Annotated in this window: 17 protein-coding genes; 6 read left to right on the forward strand and 11 right to left on the reverse strand. The window is 63.9% G+C overall.

The genetic code is table 11. The features are described 5' to 3' along the window. Window positions 1-7 precede the first annotated feature (7 nt). The 10 genes from AC56LK_RS23720 to AC56LK_RS23765 all read right to left on the reverse strand — a co-directional run bounded on the left by AC56LK_RS23720 (window position 8) and on the right by AC56LK_RS23765 (window position 11,410). On the reverse strand, window positions 8-949 hold the full coding sequence (locus AC56LK_RS23720; protein ID WP_497186915.1) for an ABC transporter permease: 942 nt from the start codon (window positions 947-949) through the stop codon (window positions 8-10). Beyond that, window positions 946-1,854, reverse strand: coding sequence for an ABC transporter permease subunit (locus AC56LK_RS23725; RefSeq protein ID WP_497186916.1), 909 nt, complete (start codon window positions 1,852-1,854; stop codon window positions 946-948). The genes AC56LK_RS23720 and AC56LK_RS23725 overlap by 4 nt, the downstream gene beginning before the upstream one ends. A gap of 4 nt (window positions 1,855-1,858) precedes the next feature. Next, window positions 1,859-2,980: an ABC transporter ATP-binding protein gene (locus tag AC56LK_RS23730; RefSeq protein WP_497186917.1), complete on the reverse strand. Its 1,122-nt coding sequence runs from the start codon at window positions 2,978-2,980 to the stop codon at window positions 1,859-1,861. 61 nt (window positions 2,981-3,041) lie between these two features. Further along, entirely contained in the window at window positions 3,042-4,157 is a 1,116-nt protein-coding gene (locus AC56LK_RS23735; protein ID WP_497186937.1) for a polyamine ABC transporter substrate-binding protein, read from the reverse strand. A 93-nt stretch (window positions 4,158-4,250) separates the two neighbouring features. Next, a complete protein-coding gene (locus AC56LK_RS23740) occupies window positions 4,251-4,589 on the reverse strand; it encodes a cupin domain-containing protein (protein WP_497186918.1) in 339 nt (112 codons plus the stop codon). Between the two features lie 48 nt (window positions 4,590-4,637). Further along, complete coding sequence (locus AC56LK_RS23745; protein ID WP_497186919.1) at window positions 4,638-6,152, reverse strand: aldehyde dehydrogenase family protein; 1,515 nt, start codon at window positions 6,150-6,152, stop codon at window positions 4,638-4,640. An 11-nt stretch (window positions 6,153-6,163) separates the two neighbouring features. Continuing rightward, window positions 6,164-7,117 (reverse strand): agmatinase, encoded by a 954-nt coding sequence (gene speB / locus AC56LK_RS23750; RefSeq protein ID WP_497186920.1) that lies wholly within the window; start codon window positions 7,115-7,117, stop codon window positions 6,164-6,166. A 43-nt stretch (window positions 7,118-7,160) separates the two neighbouring features. After that, window positions 7,161-8,552 (reverse strand): NAD(P)/FAD-dependent oxidoreductase, encoded by a 1,392-nt coding sequence (locus tag AC56LK_RS23755; RefSeq protein WP_497186921.1) that lies wholly within the window; start codon window positions 8,550-8,552, stop codon window positions 7,161-7,163. Between the two features lie 115 nt (window positions 8,553-8,667). Next, window positions 8,668-10,122 (reverse strand): NAD-dependent succinate-semialdehyde dehydrogenase, encoded by a 1,455-nt coding sequence (locus AC56LK_RS23760; RefSeq protein ID WP_497186922.1) that lies wholly within the window; start codon window positions 10,120-10,122, stop codon window positions 8,668-8,670. Window positions 10,123-10,144: 22 nt separating this feature from the next. Next, the gene (locus AC56LK_RS23765) at window positions 10,145-11,410 is read right to left on the reverse strand and encodes a 4-aminobutyrate--2-oxoglutarate transaminase (protein ID WP_497186923.1); all 1,266 of its coding nucleotides are present in this window, start codon (window positions 11,408-11,410) and stop codon (window positions 10,145-10,147) included. A 93-nt stretch (window positions 11,411-11,503) separates the two neighbouring features. On the opposite strand from AC56LK_RS23765, the gene pdxR reads away from it, so the two are divergent. Further along, on the forward strand, window positions 11,504-12,985 hold the full coding sequence (gene pdxR, locus AC56LK_RS23770; protein ID WP_497186924.1) for a MocR-like pyridoxine biosynthesis transcription factor PdxR: 1,482 nt from the start codon (window positions 11,504-11,506) through the stop codon (window positions 12,983-12,985). Here the strand turns inward: pdxR and AC56LK_RS23775 are convergent. Continuing rightward, a complete protein-coding gene (locus AC56LK_RS23775) occupies window positions 12,971-13,960 on the reverse strand; it encodes a LysR family transcriptional regulator (RefSeq protein ID WP_497186925.1) in 990 nt (329 codons plus the stop codon). The two genes, pdxR and AC56LK_RS23775, sit on opposite strands and share 15 nt — an antisense overlap. A gap of 169 nt (window positions 13,961-14,129) precedes the next feature. On the opposite strand from AC56LK_RS23775, the gene AC56LK_RS23780 reads away from it, so the two are divergent. The 5 genes from AC56LK_RS23780 to AC56LK_RS23800 all read left to right on the forward strand — a co-directional run bounded on the left by AC56LK_RS23780 (window position 14,130) and on the right by AC56LK_RS23800 (window position 21,464). Continuing rightward, window positions 14,130-15,029, forward strand: a complete 900-nt coding sequence (locus tag AC56LK_RS23780; RefSeq protein ID WP_497186926.1) for a LysR family transcriptional regulator — start codon at window positions 14,130-14,132, stop codon at window positions 15,027-15,029. Between the two features lie 352 nt (window positions 15,030-15,381). Beyond that, window positions 15,382-17,841 carry a TonB-dependent receptor gene (locus tag AC56LK_RS23785; protein WP_497186927.1) on the forward strand — a complete coding sequence of 820 codons (2,460 nt, stop codon included), beginning with the start codon at window positions 15,382-15,384 and terminating at the stop codon, window positions 17,839-17,841. A gap of 14 nt (window positions 17,842-17,855) precedes the next feature. After that, window positions 17,856-19,199 (forward strand): serine hydrolase domain-containing protein, encoded by a 1,344-nt coding sequence (locus tag AC56LK_RS23790; RefSeq protein ID WP_497186928.1) that lies wholly within the window; start codon window positions 17,856-17,858, stop codon window positions 19,197-19,199. A 151-nt stretch (window positions 19,200-19,350) separates the two neighbouring features. Next, window positions 19,351-21,168 carry a C39 family peptidase gene (locus AC56LK_RS23795; protein WP_497186929.1) on the forward strand — a complete coding sequence of 606 codons (1,818 nt, stop codon included), beginning with the start codon at window positions 19,351-19,353 and terminating at the stop codon, window positions 21,166-21,168. After that, a complete protein-coding gene (locus AC56LK_RS23800) occupies window positions 21,165-21,464 on the forward strand; it encodes a hypothetical protein (RefSeq protein WP_497186930.1) in 300 nt (99 codons plus the stop codon). Before AC56LK_RS23795 ends, AC56LK_RS23800 begins: the two co-directional genes overlap by 4 nt. Window positions 21,465-21,507 lie beyond the last annotated feature (43 nt).

Genomic DNA, 21,507 nt, shown 5'->3' on the forward strand with positions numbered 1-21,507 from the left:
GATTCCCTTATGGGCTCTGCTCGGGTTGTTCTTGCCGTAAATGCGACAGGCCCGGCGCGGCAGACCGGGAAGACGGCGCCCTCGGCAGGTCAAGCAGGGCCTCCTCCCCGCATGCTCGGTTTGGCCGAGCCGCCAAACCCGCGCGCTGCTCTCGCAGACGCGGGCGTCGCCTCCTTGCTTCAGCCAGTGTCGACAGAATCACGCAGAGCGTGACGACAAGGATTGTCACGGCCGCAACTGCATTAATGGTCGGGTTCATCCCAAACTTGGCGCGCGAGAAAATTACCACCGGCATAGTCGTAGCACCGGGGCCGGCGAGGAAGGCGGAGATCACCACATCGTCGAACGACAGTGTAAAGGTCAGCAGGAAGCTCGAGACCAGTGCCGGAGCGATCAGGGGCAGGGTGACCAGGAAGAACACCTGCAGCGGACGCGCTCCCAGGTCCTGCGCCGCTTCCTCGAGCGAAGCGTCGAGTTCGCGCAAGCGTGCCGCGATGACGACGGCGGCATAGGCCATGCCGAGCTGGGTATGGCCGACGAGGATCGCAATCCAGCTGCGCTGGCCGAGGCCGAACCAGTCCTGCACCGATACCAGCAGCAGCATGACCGACAGGCCGAGAATTACCTCGGGCATCACCAATGGCATGTTCAGCATGCCGCCAAACAGGGTACGGCCCCGAAAGCTTCCGAATCGCACCAAAGCGTAGGCGCCCAGGGTGCCGAGCACCAGGGACAGCAATCCGCAGAAAAAGGCGATCTTGAGCGAGAGGAAGAGACTATCCAACAGTTCGCGGTCGCGCAGCAGGGCCTCGTACCACTTCAGGGAGAACCTGCTCCATACCGTCACCAGCGGCGACTCGTTGAACGAGAACACGACCAGCGACACGATGGGAAGGTAAAGGAAGGCGAACACGGCGGCCATCCAGGCGCGCGGAAACCACTTGTTCATCGCCGGCCTCCCGCACTGCGTTCCTGCGCCTTGTTGAATAGCGCGATCGGGACCAGCACCAGAACGATCATGAGTACGGCGACGGCCGAGGCCATGGTCCAGTCATTATTCCCGAAGAACTCATCCCACAGGACGCGTCCGATCATCAAGGTTTCCGGACCGCCGAGCAGCTCCGGGATCACGTATTCCCCGACGGAGGGGATGAACACCAGCATGGCGCCGGCAATGATGCCGTTCTTCGACAGCGGCACGGTCACGAGCCAGAACGTCTGCCAGGGCTTCGCCCCCAGGTCGGCAGCGGCCTCGAGCAGGCGCCAGTCGAGCTTTTGCAGGGTGGTGTAAAGCGGCAGGATCATGAAGGGAAGGTAGGTATAGACCATTCCCAAGCTGAGTGAAAACGGCGTGTGCAATATCGCGAGCGGCTCCTGGATCATGCCGAGGCCGAGCAGCACGTTGTTGACAACGCCGTTGTTGGCCAGCAGGCCTTTCCATGAATAGATGCGGATCAGGAAGGAAGTCCAGAACGGCAGCATGACGGCCATCAGCAGCAAGGGCCGCAGGTGTTCGGGCGAACGGGCCATGAACCAGGCAAAGGGATAGCCGATCAGGAGGCAGCATGCGGTGGTAACCAGGGCATACTTGACCGACGACAGATAAGCCGACACGTACAGCGGGTCACTGAACAGGAACAGGTAGTTCCTGAAGTCGACACGCAGGTTCAGCACGCCGTCCGCGTACGACCAGGGACGGGCCGCAGTGACGACGTCCATCTGCGAAATGCTGAACTGCAGGACGATCAGTGCCGGAATGCCTATCAGGGCGAGCAGCCACAGCATGGGTGGGGCCAGCACCAGGCGCCGACCGCCATGGCGCAGCAGGGAGAATCGCAATGCGCTCATCCGCATGCCCCTACTGGGTGACGACGACCATCGCGTCGTCGCTCCAGTACAGGTGCACCCCGTCGCCCGGGTTGAAGCCGAGGTCGTCGTGGCGGTAGTGATTCAGGTGCGTCACCCTGACGCGCTGGCCGTCGCCCAGGCGCACATGAAAGGTGGTCAGCTTGCCGTAGTAGGACAACTCTTCGATCGTGCCGGGCACGGTGTTATGGCGCTGGTCGACCGGGTGCCGCGAGATCGAGATCTTTTCCGGCCGCAGCGCCACGCCTGCAGCCGCTCCCCGCGCGCCGGCGACGCCTCGGCCGACGCGAATCGCGCAGTTGCCGGTACGGATCAGGGCGTGGTCGGGCCGGACATCGGCGAAACTGCCCTCGAACAGGTTGACGTTGCCGATGAAATCGGCCACGAAGCGGCAAGTGGGCGATTCGTAGATGTCTTCGGGCGTGCCCACCTGGAGAATTCGTCCGTTGTTCATGATGGCGATGCGCGAAGCCATCGTCATCGCTTCTTCCTGATCGTGCGTCACCATGACGCATGTGACGCCGACTTGCTGGATGATGCGCACCAGCTCGAGCTGGGTCTGCTCGCGAAGCTTCCTGTCGAGCGCCCCGAGCGGTTCGTCCAGCAGCAGGAGCCGTGGGCGCTTGGCCAGCGACCGGGCGAGCGCCACGCGCTGCTGCTGGCCGCCGGACAGCTGGTGCGGCTTGCGCCGCGCATAGGCGTCCAGCTGGACCAGCCGCAGGTTCTGTTCGACGCGTTCGGTGATGTCGCGCTTCGGCAGGCCTTCGCGGCGCAAGCCGAACGCGATGTTGTCCCAGACCGACAGGTGTGGGAACAGGGCGTAGGACTGGAACATCATGTTGATCGGACGTTCATACGGCGGCAGGGCCGCGATGTCCTGCCCCGCCAGCAGGATGCGGCCCGAGCTCGGCGTCTCGAAGCCGGCCAGCATGCGCAGCAAGGTGGATTTGCCGCAGCCCGAGCTGCCGAGCAGGGCGAAGATCTCGCCTTTCCCGACGCTCAGATGAATATCGTCGACCGCCGTTACGGACTGGTCGTACCTCTTGGTCAATCCTTCGATCGACAGGAAGCTGCCATTGTCGCGCAAGCTGTTGTACTGATTATGTTCCGCCATATCTTCTCCAGTGCATCCGGGGATGTGTATCGCGCCTTGCGGCGGCCGGGCCGCCACGGCTTCACATCCGGGTCTTGAAACGGGTGTACAGGCGGGTCATCAGGCGCCTGGTGTACGAATCGACCGTATCGGGGGCGACCATTTTCCTCATGTCATCCGGCGCCAGGAATACCGCTTTGTTGCCGGCGATGGACGGCTTGACGTGCTTGAGCGACGCCTTGTTCGCGTTCGCGTACAGGACCTTGTTGGTGATCGCGGCATGCACTTCCGGACGCAGGATGTAGTTGATCCATAGATGGGCGTTCTTCGGGTGGGGGGCATCGGCCGGGATCGCCATCGACTCGAAGGTCAGGAGGCCACCGTTGGGTGGCACCAGGGCTTCGATATTCTGTCCGGTGCGGTTGTCGATGGCACGCTGGCGCGCCGCGTTGATGTCGCCGGACCAGCCAAGGGCCACGCATACCGATCCATTGGCCATGTCGTTGATATAGCCGGTGGTCGAGAACAGGGTAACGTAGGGCCGGATCCTTTGCAATGCCGCGAAGGCAGCCTGGTAGTCGGCCTGGTTTCTCGAATAGGGGTTCCTGCCGATTGCGTGCAAGGCCGATGGCAGCACTTCGGATGCGGCATCGAGCATCGACACGCCGCAGGAACTAAGCTTCGAGACGTACTCTGGTTTGAAGAGCAGGTCCCAGGAATTGGCCGGCATCGGCTGCTTGCCGAGCGCCGCCTTGACCTTGTCGACGTTGATGCCGATCGTGGTGTAACCCCACAGCCAGCTCACCAGATACTGGTTGCCTGGATCGATCCTGGCGATCTGGCCCTGGATGTCGGGATCGAGGTTGACCAGGTTACTCAGCTGGCGCTTGTCCAGCTTCTGGAACAGGCCGGCGTCGATCTGCATCCTGGCCCAGACCGAGTTCGGCACCACGATGTCATAACCGGTGCGTCCACCGGCCAGCTTGGCGTGGAGGATCTCGTTGCTGTCGTAGACGTCGTAGCGCACCCTGATGCCGGTTTCCTTTTCGAAATTGGCGACCGTTTCGGGGCCAATGTACTCGGCCCAATTATAGATGTTGAGGACCTTCTCTTCCTGGGCGCACGCACTGGAGCAGGCCAGCAAGGCGGCGGCCCCGAAGCTGGTGCAACGTCGGATCAGGGAGGATGTCGCTGTGATCAAGTCGGTTCTCCTGGTGGTCTGGAAGGGCAGGGCATCGGGCATGCCGATCGTCCGGCGCCTCTCGCGGCGGGTGGCGGATCGCCGCTGCGCTTACTCCAGCACGACGTAGAACTTGCGCGCCTCCTCCAGCGTGACCCAGCGCCCGGCGAAGCCCTTGGGCAGCAGGTAGCCCTGGCCGGGGCCGAATTCGCGCCGTCCACCCTGTTGGTCGATCAAGGCGATGCGGCCGGCCGCGATCCAGCAGGCTTCGTCGTAGGGCATGGCGGGGAAATCGACTTCCCCCGGTTTTCCTTCCCACAGACCGACCGAATATGCGGCGTTGCGGCCACTGGCGGCGCGCCAGTCGCCTTCGTCCATGCCATAGTCGAGTTTCTGGAACTGGGCGAGTCCTGCGTCGAGGACGATGATGTCGGCTACGGTCTTGCTCATGTTGGTCTCCTGGATATCGTAGTGCTTCGTGTCGAATGTATCGTTGCTTCAGCTTGTGCGCAGCACCTGCTTCGTTTCCTGGAAGGCGCGCATGCCGGCGACGCCAAGTTCGCGTCCGAGGCCGCTGCGCTTGAATCCGCCCCAGGACGTGCCAGTGAAGATCACTTGGGGAGTGTTGATCCAGACCAGGCCCACCTGCAGGTTCTGCGACATGGAGTCGGCCAGCTGCGCGTCCTCGGTCACGATGGTGGCGACCAGGCCGTATTCACTGTCGTTGGCGATCCTTACCGCCTCGTCGGTGGTCTTGAAGCGGCGCAGGCAGGCGACGGGGCCGAAGATCTCGTCGGTCCACAAGGGATGGGTGGGCGTCACGTCGGCATAGACCCGCGGCGCTACGAAGTAGCCGCCTTCGATGCCGGCAGGCAAAGCGCCTTCGGCCACCAGGGGGATACGGTCGGCGCGGGCAGCCTCGATGTAGCGTTCAACACGTTCCTTCTGGTACGCGCTGATCAAGGGCCCCATATTTGCCTCCGGGTGCAGGCGGCCTCCGACCTGGACGGCGGCCACGCCGGCCTGGATGCGCGAGAGGAATTCGTCGTACACGCTTTCCTGCACCAGGATGCGCGAGGTGGCGGAACACATCTGTCCGGCGTTGCAGAAGGCGCCGCCCAGGGCCAGCTCGGCGGCCAGCGACAGGTTGGCGTCGGCGCATACGATCAGCGCCGACTTGCCGCCCAGTTCCAGGCTGACACGGGCGGTACGGTCTGCGCAGTCGCGCATGACGGCGGCGCCGACTTCGGTGCTGCCGGTGAAGGACACCTTGGCAATGTCCGGGTGGCGCACCAGCGCACGTCCGGTCTCCGGACCGCCGCACACGAGATTCAGCACCCCGGCCGGCAGGCCGGCGTCGTGGACCAGGCGGGCCAGGGCCAGCTCGGCGACCGGGGTCAGTTCGCTGGGCTTGAGGACCACGGTGCAGCCCGCGGCGAGTGCGGCGGCCAGCTTCCACGCGGTGGTCACCATCGGGAAGTTCCATGGCACCACCAGCGCAACCACGCCGCAGGGTTCGTAGTGCATCCTCGCGCTGTAGCTGCCGACGCCCAGGTCCAGGTCCTCGGCCTGCAGCTTGTTCATGCCGGCGCACAGGTCGCCGTAGTAGCGGAAGGTGTTGATCGCGTCCAGCACGTCGACCTCGGCCTCGCCGGCCGGCTTGCCGTTGCCATGGATCTGGAGCGTGGCCAGGACATCGCGATCCTGTTCGATGCGTGCGGCGATCGCGCGCAACACCCGCGCCCGTTCCAGCCGGTTATGGCTGCGCCACCCGGGCAACGCCCGCTTCGCTGCCTGCACGGCGCGTTCGACCTGGCCCGGCTGCGCGGCGTTGAACCAGGCGACCGGGGCGCCGGTCGATGGGTCGAATACGGGCTGTTGCGCGCCGGTGCCGCTTTCGCAGACGCCGTGGATCAGGGCGCCCGGGAGGGTCAAGGCAGTGCCGTCCCGCAGCTGCCTGGCCAGCTCGGCCGGCCCGGTAATGAAATGCCGGCTTGATTCAATCAAGGTCATGGCGTCGGGTCCTATCGATACTTCACGCCAGGCAGCACGCACAGCATCTCGAACGCCAGGTTGGCCGCCAGCAGCGAGGTGACACCGGCGTGGTCGTAGGCCGGAGCGACCTCCACCACGTCGGCCCCGACGATGTTCAGGCCGCGCATGCCGCGCACGATTTCCAGGCCCTGGGTGACCGTGAGCCCCCCGATTTCCGGCGTGCCGGTGCCGGGCGCGAAGGCCGGATCGATGCCGTCCACGTCGAAGCTGAGGTAAACCGGACGATCGCCCACGCGCCTGCGGACTTCTTCCATCAGCGGCGCCAGCGAGCGGTTCCAGCATTCCTCGACCTGCACCACGCGGAAACCCTGGCGCCTGCACCAGTCGAAGTCCTCCGCTTCGTAGCCGGTGCCGCGCAGCCCGATCTGGGTCACGTACTCGCATTGCAGCAGTCCTTCTTCGACCGCGCGCCGGAACGGCGTACCGTGGGCGATCTTCTCGCCGAACATGGTGTCGTTGACGTCGGCATGGGCGTCGATGTGCACCAGCGCCACCGGTCCATGTTTGCGGGCGATGGCGCGCAGGATCGGCAAGGTGATGGTATGGTCGCCGCCGAGCGAGATGGGGGTGCAGTCGTGGGCCAGGATGGCGTCGTAGGCTTGCTCGATCCGGTCGATCGAGTCGAGCAGGTTGTAGGGATTGATCGCCACGTCGCCGATGTCCGCCACCTGCAGGGAATCGAAGGGCGCGGCGCGGGTCGCCATGTTATATGGACGCAACAGTACGGACTCGCTGCGCACCTGGCGCGGTCCGAGACGCGCGCCGCTGCGGTTGGAGGTGCCGAGGTCGAAGGGCACGCCGACGAAGCAGACGTCCAGGTCTCGCGCTGTGGCGACGTGGGGAAGGCGCATCATGGTGGCGATGCCGCCGCTGCGCGGCATGACGTTGCCGCCCAGCGGTTGATTGAATTCGGGTGTTTGCATGCGATGGGTCCTTGTTTGTCGGGGAAGTGGCACGGACGGGGGGCTACATGGGGAAGCCGATGCGCTTGATCCCGTTGATCCACATCCGCTTCCAGCCGCCTTGTTCGTCGGCGCCGTCGAACGCGTGGAAGGTGATCTTGGCGCCGGCCCAGCGTAAAGGCTCGGGCGGGATCCAGGACGGGCCCTGGGTCGAGATGTCGAGCCTGCGTTCAGGCGTGTCGCGGTCGTACAGGATATTCAGCCCCATCAGAGCGCCGAAGCGGCTTCCGGCAATGCCGAAACCGGTGTAGCCGGCCACGTACACCACTTTGTCCCCGAAATAGCGCCGTGTGAATACGGCGCCGCGCGAACAGTAGTCGATCGGCCCGCCCCATGCATGCGAAAAGCCGACGTCGCGCAGCTGGGGGAAGGTCTTGAGGAAGGCCTGGCCGAGCTTGAAATAAGTGGCTTCATTACGGTCGCCCGCGGGATTGTCGTTGCCGCCGAAATGGTAGCTCACCAGCCCGCCGAAGATGATGCGGTTGTCCTTTGTCAGGCGGTAGTAGTTCAGCTGGGTACGGGTATCGTAGACCCCCTGGCGGTTCTTCCAGCCGATCCGGTCCATCTGCTCGCGCGTCAGCGGGTGGGTCGCCACGACATGATCGCGCACCTGCATGACGCGGCTTCGGATGTCGCTGATTCCCACCTGCGCAGTACCGGTCCCGAGCAGGACGCGGGAAGCGCGTACGCGTCCGGCCTGGGTATGGATCAGCATCGTGTCTCCGCAGTCTTCCAGTCGGGTGAGCGGCGACATCTCGTACAGGCGCACGCCCAGGGAGCGCGCCGCGGCCTTCAGGCCCCAGGCCATCTTGGCCGGATGGACGATGCCGCTGCGGTTACGCGACCACATCGCTCCGGCGTAGACAGGGGACGCGAGCTGGGCCTGGGCCTGTTCGCGGTCCAGCAGGACGACGTCGTGACCGTGCCTGCGATGCAATTCATAGTCTTCGCGCAGGTGCGGAAGGTGCCTGTGATCGACCGCCACCGTCATTTCGCCATTCCATTCCAGGTCGGCATCGATACCGTAGCGTGCCACGCTGGCCTTGAAACCGTCCAGGTTTTCGTGGCCGAACCGCTCCAGGATGTCCAGGTCCTTCGGAAACACCCGGGTGGCATTCGGCAGGCCGTGCATGATCGACGTGGAAATGATGCCCCCGGCGCGGCCCGAGGCGCCATAGGCGACCTTGCCGGCTTCGATCAGCACCACCTCCAGGTGCGGCATCAGTTCCTTGGCCTGGATGGCAGCCCACAGGCCGGTGAAGCCGCCGCCCACGATCGCCAGGTCCGCTTCGAGCGGGCCGATCAGCTCGCGCTCGACCGGCGGCGCTGCCGGACTGTCCAGCCAATAGGGGAACAGCTTGACGTCTTCGAAATGTTTTCTTATGGCGTTCGTCACTCGGGGCTCCTGCTTGCAGCGCAATGATGACGGAAGTCTAGCCTTGCCATCGGGTTCGAAGAATAGCTGGTTGTGCAACTGAACATTGAAAAAACGGAAAGTTTCCTTCGCCGCCTCAGCCGACGCCCATGCACAGGTATTTCACGACGAGGTAGTCGTCGATGCCGTACGTCGATCCTTCGCGGCCGAGGCCCGACTGCTTGACGCCGCCGAAGGGCGCCACTTCGTTCGAGATCAGGCCGGTATTGATGCCGACCATGCCGGACTCCAGGCGTTCGGCCATCCTCCAGACCCGGGCGATGTCGCGTGTATAAAAGTAGCTGGCCAGGCCGAACTCGGTGGCGTTTGCCAGTTCCAGCACCTCGTCTTCGGCATGGAACCGGAACAGCGGAGCGACCGGGCCGAACGTCTCCTCGTGCGCCAGCAGCATGTCACTCGTCACGCCGGCCAGCACGGTCGGCTGGAAAAACGTGCCGCCCAGTGGATGACGGCGGCCTCCCACGAGCAGCTGCGCTCCCTTGGCCAGGGCGTCGCTCACGTGCCGCTCGACCTTTTCCAGCGCGCGGTTGTCGATCAGCGGGCCCTGGTCGACGTCCGGCCCGATGCCGGGGCCTACCTTGAGCAGCGCGACGGCCGAGGCAAGCTTTTCCGCGAAGGCGTCATAGACGCCGTCCTGCACGTAGATGCGGTTGGCGCAGACGCAGGTCTGGCCGGCATTGCGATACTTCGACGCGATCGCGCCCTCGACCGCTGCATCGAGATCGGCGTCGGCGAATACGATGAAAGGCGCGTTGCCGCCCAGTTCCAGCGACAGCTTCTTGACGGTGGGTGCCGACTGCCGCATCAGGATGCGGCCCACTTCGGTCGATCCGGTGAAGCTGAGCTTGCGTACGACCGGATTGGCGCACAGTTCGGCGCCGATGGCGCGCGCCTCGCCGGTGACCACGTTGAACACACCGGCAGGCACGCCGGCGCGCTCGGCCAGCAGCGCCAGCGCCAGCGCCGAGTAGGGCGTTGCCTCGGCCGGCTTGAGCACGATCGTGCAGCCCGCCGCCAGCGCCGGCCCGACCTTGCGGGTAATCATCGCAGCCGGGAAATTCCAGGGCGTGATGGCGGCACAGACACCGATCGGCTCCCGGATAACCAGCAGGCGCCGGTCGTCCCAGGGCGAGGGCAGGGTATCGCCGGACACCCGTTTCGCTTCCTCCGCAAACCACTCGATGAAGGACGCGGCGTATCCGATTTCGCTCCGGGCTTCCTTGAGCGGCTTGCCCTGCTCGAGCGTCATCATGAGGGCCAGGTCCTCGGCATGAGCCATGATCAGCTCGTACCAGGCGCGCAGTATGCCGGCGCGCGCCTTGGCGGTCCTGGCGCGCCAGCCTGGCCACGCCGCATCGGCTGCCGCCACTGCGCGTGCCGTCTCTGCGGCGCCCATGGCAGGCACCGTGCCGAGCAGCTCGCCGTTGGCAGGGTTGCTGACTTCGATGACACGCTTATCGTCGGCGTCGCAAAAGACGCCGTCGATATAGCCTTGCTGCTTGAACAAGCCGGGATCTTTCAGGACTGGCATGTCGTTCTTCTCCTGGTCGGTTTCAGGCGTGCATGGCCGCGGAGAGGATGGCAAGCGCTTCTTCCATCACCTCTTCCTCGATCGTGAGCGGGAACAGGAAGCGGATCACGTTGCCGAATACCCCACAGCTCAGCAGGAGCAGTCCCGAGGCAAGTGCCTGCTGCTGGACTTTCCTGGTGAAATCCGGATCCGGCTCGCCGCTTCCCGGCTTGTTGAATTCGACGGCCACCATGGCGCCCAATCCCCGCACTTCGGCGATCTGGGGTACCGACCGGCGCAGGCCGTTCAGCACGCGCGCCAGGCGCGCGCCCAATGCCACGGCGCGTTCGTTCAAGCCCTCTTCCACGATCACGTCCAGCACCGCATGGGCCGAGGCGACCGCAAGCGGGTTGCCGGCATAGGTTCCGCCCAAACCGCCCGGAGCCGGTGCATCCATGATCTCGGCGCGTCCGCACACGGCAGACAGCGGCATGCCCCCAGCAAGACTCTTCGCCATCGTGGTCAGGTCGGGCGCGACATCATAGTGCTGCATTGCGAAGGTCTTGCCGGTGCGGGCGAAGCCGGTCTGTACTTCGTCTGCGATCAGTACGATGCCGTGCTCGTCGCAGAGACGACGCAGGGCCCGCATGAGCTCCGGGGGAGCTGGATAGAAGCCTCCCTCGCCCTGGACCGGCTCGATGATGATCGCCGCTACGCGTTGCGGATCGATGTCGGAACGGAACAGCGCCCCGATCGCCGCCAGCGAGTCCTCCACGCGAACGCCGTGCAGGGGCACCGGGAAGGGCACGTGATAGGTTTCGCCGGGGAAGGGCCCGAACCCCGCCTTGTAGGGGAACACCTTGCCGGTCAAGGCCATCCCCATCATCGTGCGGCCATGAAAACCGCCGCTGAAGGCGATCACACCGCTGCGGCCCGTGTGGGCGCGGGCGATCTTGATGGCGTTCTCCACCGCCTCGGCGCCGGTGGAGAACAGCGCGGTCTTCTTTGCGAAGTCTCCCGGCGCCAGGGCGTTGATGCGCTCGGCCAGACTGACGTAGCTCTCGTAAGGAACGATCTGGTAGGCCGTGTGGGTAAACTTCTCGAGCTGTTTGCGCATGGCCGCCATCAGACGGGGGTGGCAGTGGCCGGTGTTGAGCACCGCAATGCCGCTGGCGAAATCGATGAAGCGGCGGCCCTCGACATCCCACAACTCCGCATTGTGGGCGCGTTGGGCATAAAAATCGCACATGACACCGACGCCGCGTGGAGTGGCGGCGGCCTTGCGCTGTGCCAGCTCGGCGTTATTCATGGTATCTCCCTGATAAAAGTTCTTGGCGGAACTATCGTAGGATATGATGGACTCATGAGATAGGGCCATTGGCCTCTAATCAATGGAGCCAATATGAGTGAGGTATCGATTTCCGACTATCTGCAGACGCACCTGGAACGCGGCGCGAGCCAGCCGATGAACCGGCAGATCTATGCCTTGCTGCGCGACGGTATCCTCGCCGGTGTCATTGACGCCGGCTTGCGGATGCCTCCTTCGCGCGCACTGGCGGCAGACCTGGCGGTGTCGCGCAATACCGTCAGCTACGCCTACGAACAGCTGGGCGCGGAGGGTTATCTGGTGGCGCGCACCGGCGACGGCACCTACGTGGCCGATACCGAGCCCGACATGGCGCGCCTGGCATGTGCGCGTCCGGGAGCGGAGAAGGAAGAGTTGGCGGGGGCGCTGAGCGCACGCGGCAGCAGGCTGCTGTCGGGCGTCGGGGCCGGCGCGATGCAGTGGGGCGCGTTCATGCCCGGCATCCCGGATCTCACCCGCTTCCCACACGAGGTCTGGAACAAGCTTCAGCAGCGGCACTGGCGCTGCGCCGCGCCGGGCCTGCTGACCTATGGCGATGGCGCCGGGTACCGCCCCTTGCGCGAGGCCATCGCCGGCCATCTGCGCACGGCACGTTCGGTCAACTGCACCGCCGACCAGGTGATCGTGACGACGGGCACGCACCAGTCGATGCAGCTGGTTTCCATGCTCCTGGGGGAGAGCGGCGACAGCGCCTGGGTCGAAGATCCCTGTTACTGGGGCACCCGCAACGTGATCCGTTCGAGCGGACTGCAGCCCCGTGCCGTCCCGGTCGACGGTGAAGGCATGCGCCTCGATGACGCGGCGATGCGCACGCCTCCGCGCTTCATCTTCGTGACCCCGTCGCACCAGTACCCGCTCGGGTCCGTGATGAGCCTGACCCGCCGCCGCCTGCTGCTGGAGTATGCGGCCCGGCACAGGGTGTGGATCGTCGAAGACGACTACGACAGCGAGTTCCGCTACGCGGGGCCACCGCTGGCCTCGCTGCAGGGTCTGGACCAGGCCGACCGGGTAATCTATCTTGGTACCTTCAGCAAGACCTTGTTCCCGGGTCTTCGCATCGGCTTCATGGTCGTGCCCCCACCCTTGGCACCGAGTTTCGTGCGCGCAAATGCCGAGCTGTTCCGTGATGGACAGGGCTTCCTGCACGCGGTTCTGGCCGACTTTATCCGGGATGGATATTTTTCCTCGCATGTCCGGCGCATGCGGCAGCTGTACGCGCAGCGGCTGCGTTGCCTCCAGGGGGCGATCCGGCACCACCTCGGCGCCGGCGCGGCGATCAGCGGCGGCACTGCGGGACTGCATCTCGTCCTGGGGCTGAAGGACGACGCGGACGACGCGCGCGTCAGCGCGGCTGCGGGAAGCGAGCAGATCCTGACGCGTCCGCTTTCTGCCTACTATGCAGATCCTGCCACGGCAAGAAAAGGGCTGATGCTCGGCTACGCGGCCGTGCCCGAAGCGCAGATCGATCCCTTGTTCGAGAAACTGGCGCGTATCATCCGGGCGTCAGGCGCTGCTTGACGGTCGCGACGGAGAGACGACGATACCTGCGAACAGTTCAGCAACAACGCCCTGGACAAAAGGGTTCATCGGACCGTTGCGCCAGACGAGGTCGATCCCCTGCTCATAGCGGAACAGGTCCGGACGGATGCTGCGGTAGCCGCCGGTCGATTTCAGCATGTGCGCGTAGTGGTCAGGCAGGAAGCCGACATAGTCGCCGCTTTTGACGAGGAGAGCGACTCCCTCCAGGCTGTCCGCCCTTGCTGCGCGCCGGAAAACGGAGGCCCAGGCTTGTTCCGGCATGCTCTCGGTATAGGGATCCTCGACGAGGTCGAGGAGTCCGATATCGCCGACATGGATCGCCGGATCGTTTTTGAAGTACAGCGGATGGCGTTCGGAGCAGTACAGGCTGCTCGTTTCCTTGTACAGGGGATGGTAGCGCAAGCCGGCCAGGCGCTCGACCGATGCGACGACACCGGCATCGAGTGCGCCATTGAGAACCTGCCGCTCGATGTCCAGAGGTCTGCTGACCGACAGGCTGATACGGACGCGCGGTGCCTTGGATCGATAGGCGTGCAATGCCGCGGGCATGCGGAATTGAGGATCGGACAGGAGTGCGTCCATGACGCCGAGTTTGAGCTCACCCACCGGATCCGCGTGCAGGCTGTTGATCCCCTCGCGGAAAGTCTGAAGGGCGCGGAACAGTTCCTGTGCCGCGCTGTGCACGAGCACGCCATGCGGCGTCAATGAAAATCCGGAGCGGCCGCGATTGCACAAACGCGTGCCGACGGTGTCTTCCAGCTCCTTCAGATATCGGCTGACCGTCGACAGGTCTGCCTGCAGTTCGCCGGTTGCGGCAGACAATCCGCCAGCCGAGACGACGGTGCAAAAAATCCGCAACAGCCGTATGTCGCTGTCCGTAACCGCGCCAATGAACTGGCTGACACCCTCTGCTTGCTTGCCCCTGGACTCAAATGTACTTGTTGCGCTGGTCATTCTTGCAATGTAATCGGAACGCTAACATGATTTTCCGCATGATCGCGGTCTTGTCCGAGTGTATCAAAAGCACGCGGGTGCTGGCACTTGCGATAAGGAAAAACTTGGATGGTTCCAGGTTTTGCTGCCGGTCCGGTGAATATCGACGCTTAACATGTACGGAGCCTTGATGCGATTGCGCCATCTGGAAGTATTCAACACCCTCATGGAAGTCGGCACGATAAGCGCTGCAAGCACGGCGCTCTCCATCTCTCAGGGCTCGGTGTCGAAGGTGCTCCAGCACTTCGAACTCCAGCTGGGACTCCCGCTGTTCATTCGGCAGTCCGGAAGGCTGGTGCCGACCCCCGAGGCGCGAACGCTCCACCTGGAAACCGGCAAGCTTGTGCTGCATCTGCAGTCGGTGCGGCGCGTTGCCGCCGCCTTGCCGCGTCGCGCGGCCAGGCTCGTACGCGTGATGGCGACGCCTTCACTGTCCACGGCGCTTCTGCCGGATGCCATGATGCGTTGGCGCCGGCACTTTCCTTACGCAGACTGCGAGGTGTCGAGCGATCACACGGCCGCGATGCTTCGCCGGATCCTGCTGGGCGAGGCCGACTTCGGAATCAGCTTGCAGAACCCGAAGACGGAAGGGATCCAGGCACGCCTGCTGGCAGAATACCATATGCTGGTGGCGGCCCGGCCCGGTACCTGGCAGCAGGGTTGCAACGATGCGCTGCCATTGGCCGAGATACTTGACCAGCTCGTGGGCATTGCACCCAGCGACCCCCTCGAATGCATGGTGCTGGCCGCCGTGGATGCCCATGCCCTTACGTGGAATCGGCCGACGGTCGCGCAAACACACCAGCTGGCAGCTGCCCTTGCCGCATCCGGCCATGGACTCAGCCTGATCGATCCCTTTACCGCGAGATCAATGAGCCTGCAGACGCGACCCTCCATTCCCCGGTTTCCGGTCTGCCTTTGGCTGTTGCAGCGTGAGGAAGCCGACTTGCCGCGCGAAGCACTCGCGCTGATCGATGCGATCGGCGAGTGTGCACGGCGCGCCTGTACTCCCTGGCGGCCGATATCTTGAAGTTATGGCATGAAGCGACCATTTCATGTGCTTGAATCGCACTGCGCCATATTCCTGCAGGACCAGCGGCCCGGGTCGCCTTTCACCTGCTTTCCATAGGCAGAACCAGTTTTTGCACGCCCTCCCGACGGCGCATTGTCCTTTCATTGCTTGTCATGCCAGGCAACTGAACTTTCGGGCTCGGCTATTCAAGTAGAAAAAGCTCCCGCTTAAGATGGTTTCGGCTAAGCAAAATCACATGCCGTCGATGAGAAACCATAACAAACGAGGGGAGACTCCATTGAAGACCAAACCAAGCACGCTTGCCGCAGCCATATCTGCAGCGCTACTGTCAACGTACGCCCATCAGGTCATGGCACAGGAAGCGCCTGCTGCGCCGGTCGCGGCGACAGCCGCCGCCGCACAAGATGCGAAAAACGCGAACGCCGCGAAGCTCGAGGCGAAAGATGACAAGATCACCAAAGTCGTGGTAACCGCATCCAAGCGCAGCGAGCTGGCCTCGAAGGTGCCGTACAACGTCAGCGCCATCTCGGAAGAAGCGCTGCGCCGAGAGAACATTACGGACGCTAAGCGCCTGATCCAGGAAAGCGTCAGCATCAGCGCACCCGGCAACAGCGCCCGTTTCACCGATTCCGTTACCGTGCGCGGGCTGAATGTGTCGCCGGTGAACGCCAACAACATCGAGCAGTTCGTCCGTTCCACCCTGGCCTATTACCTGGACGACACTGCCTTGCCATTCATGGGTTACCGCATCAAGGACATCGCCCGCGTGGAAACCTTGCTCGGCCCCCAAGGCACGCTGTATGGAAGCGGCAGCCTGGGTGGGACTGTCCGCTACATTACCAACCAGCCTAGGCTGAACAAGACCGAGTTCAGGGTCAATACCAGCTTCTACCAGACCAAGCATGGCGGCGTGAGCAACGATACCGACGTCGTCGTCAATCTGCCCCTGGGCCAGCGGCTCGCCTTGCGCGCATCGCTCGCCCGGCTCGACGAAAAGGGATATACCGACCGCGTCTCGAATCCGCCATGGAACGTGAACAACGGCGCCGGCACCTGGGTCACCAAGCCCGATCCCAACCGGAACGTCTATGAAGACGACGACTGGCAGAAGGTGAACGGCGGGCGGGTCAGCCTGCTGTGGCAGCTCCACAAGGACGTGTCGCTGACCTTCGCCCACACGCAGCAGGATCAGCTGGCGCATGGTACCAGCGGCGCCAGCCTGACCCCGCTGGGCATCGCGAATGCCGCTACGCCGCAGGAAAAGCTGGCGATCTGGAACAATGACCGCTACGGCGACCGTTGCGGCAAGGAGGGCAAGGATCCCTGTTCGCTCTACACGGATCCGTTCAAGACGCCCTACGCGGTTAACGACCATACCATCCTGTCCCGCTACGAGGAATTCTCGGACCGCAAGTTCAAGCTCGACTCGATCGACCTGGACTGGAACTTCAGCTTTGCAAAGCTGCATTCCTCGACTTCCTACTTCAGCGACGAGCGCGCGGGCCAGGCCGACTACACCGACCGTGGGCACGTGTTCTACTACCTGCTCGGCGACTCCGGCGCGAAGATCAGCAGCGGCCGCTCTGCCTATATGACCTTCGATAACCGTTACACGGGCCTGAGCCACGAAACGCGGCTGACCTCGAACGGCGACGGTCCATTCAGCTGGATTGCCGGCGTGTTCTATACCCGTACCAACAAGAGTCTGAAATTCTCGGAAATGATGGAAGGGCTGGACGCCTACAACGGCATCAAGCGCGCCACCAAGGGAGGACGCGTCGACGAGGGCTATACGGAGGACCTGGCCAGCAAGTATTCGGAAACTGCAGTATTCGGTGAAGTCGGGTACAGGCCGACGGACAGGTGGCTGTTCACCGTCGGCGGGCGCCTGTTCAAGTATGACGACACGGCGCGTTCCTTCATCAAGGACTTCACCTATGACCTGGTAAACAGCGACAAGACCAACACCACGAGCGACAGCGGACAATCGTACTACAAGCTGAACGCCTCCTACCAGTTCACCGATAATCTGCTGGCCTACGCCACCCTGTCGGAGGGCTATCGCCGCGGAGGGGTCAATGGCTTCCGCGATTTCGGTGCGAACAAGATCACCAAGGTCGGCAACGAATACGCTCCCGACTCGACGCTGAACAAGGAACTCGGCATCAAGGGGTACCTGTTCAACCGCAAGCTGTACATCGAGACGAGCATCTACCGGATCGACTGGAACGATACCCAGACCTACCGCAGCCAGGACGTCGAGAACGGCTTCCCCATCAACGGCACCGCGAACGGTCCGGATGCGCATACCCAGGGCTTCGAATTCAGCAGCCGCTTCAAGGTCAACGCCAACTGGAGCGTGAGCTACGCCGCCGCCACCAACAAGGGCGAGTTCGACGAAACCAAGAAGCATTGCCTGTACCAGTCGACCACGACCGGCTGCACCACCTGGTATGAAGGAGACCGCCTGGGCGGCGGGGCGAAGTGGAAGCACAATGCCGGCGTTCGCTACAACACCTTCTTCGACAACGGGATGTACCTGAGCGCCGGCCTGAATGCCCGCTACGTCGGTGCGGTGCTCACCAACCGCGATACGAACGGCGTCCCGGCCACCGTCTTCCCTTCCTATTCCTTGTTCAACGGCAACGTTTCGCTGAGCAAGGATAACTGGGACCTCGGGCTGTGGGTGCGGAACATCGCGAACAGCAAGGCGCAGGTTTCCTCCCAGCCGATCGGCATTACGGGAGCGCGGCCGATCCTCGCGCAGCCGCGCACGGTTGGCGTCAATCTTTCTTATCAGTTCTATTAAGACCGGGTCACGCCATGCGCATCGCACACTGGAAAACTGCCGGCTGCCTGTGCCTGTCGATGTGCATGGCATCCTGCTCGGTCCCGCCGTCCAGGCTGGCGTCTTCGCACTCCACCGGGGAGGGGCAGCTCGACCGCAGCCTTGCCGCAGTCGTAGCCGACCCCGTGCACGGAATGCCCAGCCTGGCCGTGCTTGCGGTTCGGGACGGCCAGATCGCTTACCGGCAGGGCTGGGGCTACCGGTTCATCCACCCGGCCGACCCGGCGCTGAACCGGGCTGCCGACCCCGATACCCTGTATCGCATCGCGTCGGTATCGAAGTTCGTCACTACCCTGGGCGTCATGCGCCTTGTCGAACAAGGCAAGCTGGCGCTCGACCGGGACGTTTCCGATTACCTCGGCTTCCGCCTGCGTAATCCGGCTTTCCCCGAGCAGCCGCTCAGCTTGCGGATGCTGCTGAGCCATACATCCTCCTTGCGCGACGAAGGAGGGTACAGCTGGAGCGCCACGCTGTCACTCCAGAAGGCCCTGCAGGACAAGCCGCGCGTCTGGGATGACCAGCATCGGCCAGGAAGCTATTTCGCCTACAGTAACCTCAACTGGGGCGTGATCGGAACCGTCATGGAGGCCGCGACGGGTGAGCGCTTCGACCGACTGATGCAGCGTCTCGTCCTGTCGCCGCTGGACATGGACGGCGGCTTCAATGTTGCTGCGCTCCCGCCTTCAGCGGCCAGCCGCCTGGCTACCTTGTATCGCAAGCAAAGCCCCGCCTCGTCAGGATGGAATCCCCTTGGTCCCTGGGTCGCACAGGTGGACGATCTCAGCGCTGGCAAGGCGGCCGAGCCGCCCGGACTGGACAGTTATGTGATCGGCAGCAATGGAACCGTATTCAGCCCGACCGGGGGGCTGCGTGCATCGGCCAATGATCTCGGCAAGATCGTGCTGATGCTGCTCGACGAGGGCCGCCACCGCGGCAAGGCGTTTCTGGCCCCCGCAAGCCTGCGGGAGATGTTCTCCACACAGTGGCGCTACGACCCGGTCTTACGCAACGGCGACACGCATCACGGGCTGTTCTCGCAGTGGGGGCTCGGCGCCCAGCATTTCGATCGCGCACCCGGCGCGGGCAGCAGCCTGGTGCCGGGCGGGGCCTATTCCGCCTGGGGACACCTGGGCGAAGCCTACGGCCTGCTCTCTGTATTCGCCGTGAACTTCGAGGAACGCAGCGGCATGGTCGTCCTCATCGGCGGTACCGCCAGCAATCCGGCCGCGACCCCGGGCAGCTATTCCGCCCTGTCGCGCCAGGAGGAGCTGGTGCTGACCGCGCTGCACAAGCAGGTGCTGCGGGCTGCGCCGCGCTAGATAGTCACATAAAAACCAGAAATACCCGCAAGACGGGTTCACGGCCGTTCCGGGCCGGGCGAATTCCCTCGTCCCGGCTTCCTTGCTGCGGCCTTATCATCAGGAGACGGAAATGCGATTTTGGAGATCTTTCGCCGCAGGAGCGGCGCTGATGTTCGGCATATCGAATGCGCATGCGCTTTGTCCCGACGGGGCGGTATTCGACGCGGCGGCGACGGCATGTGTCACCCCCACCAACACCTTCGGGCCATTTACTGCCCAGATGGTGCAGGGATGCGTCAACGCCGGGGCGGGCGGTTCATGCACGGCGACCTATCCTTACCTGGTCAACGGGAAGACCGTCAATGTGCAACGCTGGTCGAGGACCTTCGCCCAGAACCTGCGGGGCACCGGCAGTTGTCCTGTGGGGTCGGTCCGCTCGCCGACCTACGGCGGCCACTGCTTCGAGCAAGGCAACGGCGTACCGAACAACGTGCATGGGAACTTCACGGCGGAGGAGGTCTCGATCTGCGAATCGCTCGGCGGCGGATCGGCCTGCTACCTCAACCGCTGGAACTCGGACTTCTACCTGCGCGTGAAGAGTACGTCGGCGCCGGCGCCGGCGGTCGGCAACAAGTACGGCGCCTGGCTCTTTTATGCCGACCAGCTCGGCAAGACCCACACCCAGATCGCCGACCAGCTCAAGGCGCTGGGCGTCAAGCGGATCTACATCAAGATCGCGGACGGCGCTTCGGCCTGCTCGCTGTTCCCCGATGCCTGCTTGAAGTCGACGACCGACATTTACCGCGCGCGCGGCATCGAACCATGGGCCTGGGCGTACAACCGGCCGAACAACGCGACCGCGCAGGCCGATGCCTTGTACCAGGCCGCGAAGTACGGTTATGTGGGCTTCGTCAGCGACGTCGAGGTGGAATTCAACAACCAGACCGGCACGCTCGAAACGCTGTTCCAGGAATTCCAAGCCGCACGCGACCGCGCCAAGACTGCCGGGCTGATCGCCGGCGCCGCGTCCAGCTTCCCGATCGGGGCGACGACCTGGGGCAACCCGGAGTACCACGGCATGCGCGTCGATTTGATCGACAAGTATGTCGACTTCCATATGCCGCAAACCTATCTGGAGGTCTGGGGAAGCAGTTACATGGCCGATCCGAAGAAATGGATCGAAGCGACCAATTGCGAATACAGGCGCTTGGGCGCGGCCAAGCCGATCTGGAATATCGTCTCGACCGAGTATGACCAGATCACCGGTCCCCAGCTCGAGACCTTCATGAACGTGGCGGGACCGAACGCGTCGATCTGGCGCATTCCGGGCGGCGGAACGCCGACCGCTATCTGGAACGACTGGGCGCAGATCGACTGGAATCGCAACACGTTCACCGAGGCCGCCTGCGGTGCCGGAAACAATACCGTGACCAACTACCTTGCCACGCCTTCCGAGCCGGTACCGAGCCCTGTCGTTCCCTACTGGTCGCAGCTGGCCAACGCCTCCAACCCGGGCGGCACCTGCAGCATTACCTCGATGGCCATGATCACGGACTTCTACGGCCTGACGAGCGCGGCGAACCTGGGACAGCGCACCCCCGATTACCTGAACAACCGCTTCGGCGTCCAGCAGACCGTGCCGACCCTCGCCGCCGTCTTCAATACCATCGCCGCCGAAAAGGGCAGCCGTTTGCGCGATTACGGCACCCAGACAGGTACCTTCGACCAGCTGCGCCAGCGCGCCAGCCAGGGCAAGCCCACGATCGTGCACGGCTGGTTCACCAATCCCGGCCATATCCTGGTGGTGACCGGCTACGACGGCGTGAACTACACCGTCCACGACCCCTATGGCAAATGGTTGCTGGTCAAGGGAAGCTACGATACCAGCGTTTCGGGCAAGAACCAAAAATACCCGAAAGACGCCTTCGAGCGGGCCATCAACGACAACGGCCTCGGTAACGATCTATGGCTGCACATCTTCGAATGAGCCGGATCGGAAAGGTGGCCGGAGGCTGGCTTGCGGCGGTCGCAGCGCTTGCCGCCGGCATCTGGCTGGGTGCCGCCTGGCATGCGCGCTCGCAGATGCCTGTCCACGCTGACGCTGCGGTGCCGGTGCCGTCCGCCGGCGCTGCATCTGCAAAGGCGCGAGAACCGTCAGGCGCGGCAGCGCTGCGGCCGTTCGAAGCGGTAGCGATTCCGCAGGAGCCGGTCGCCGTCACGCAGGCGGCCGACCGGCCTCCTCAACGATCGTTCGAGAACTATCCCCGTCACAGCGGTCGCTGACAGGGCCGGCGCACGGGACGCATGCCGTCCCGTGCGCAACTTT

It is taken from the genome of Telluria sp. ZB4P36, assembly GCF_059685865.1.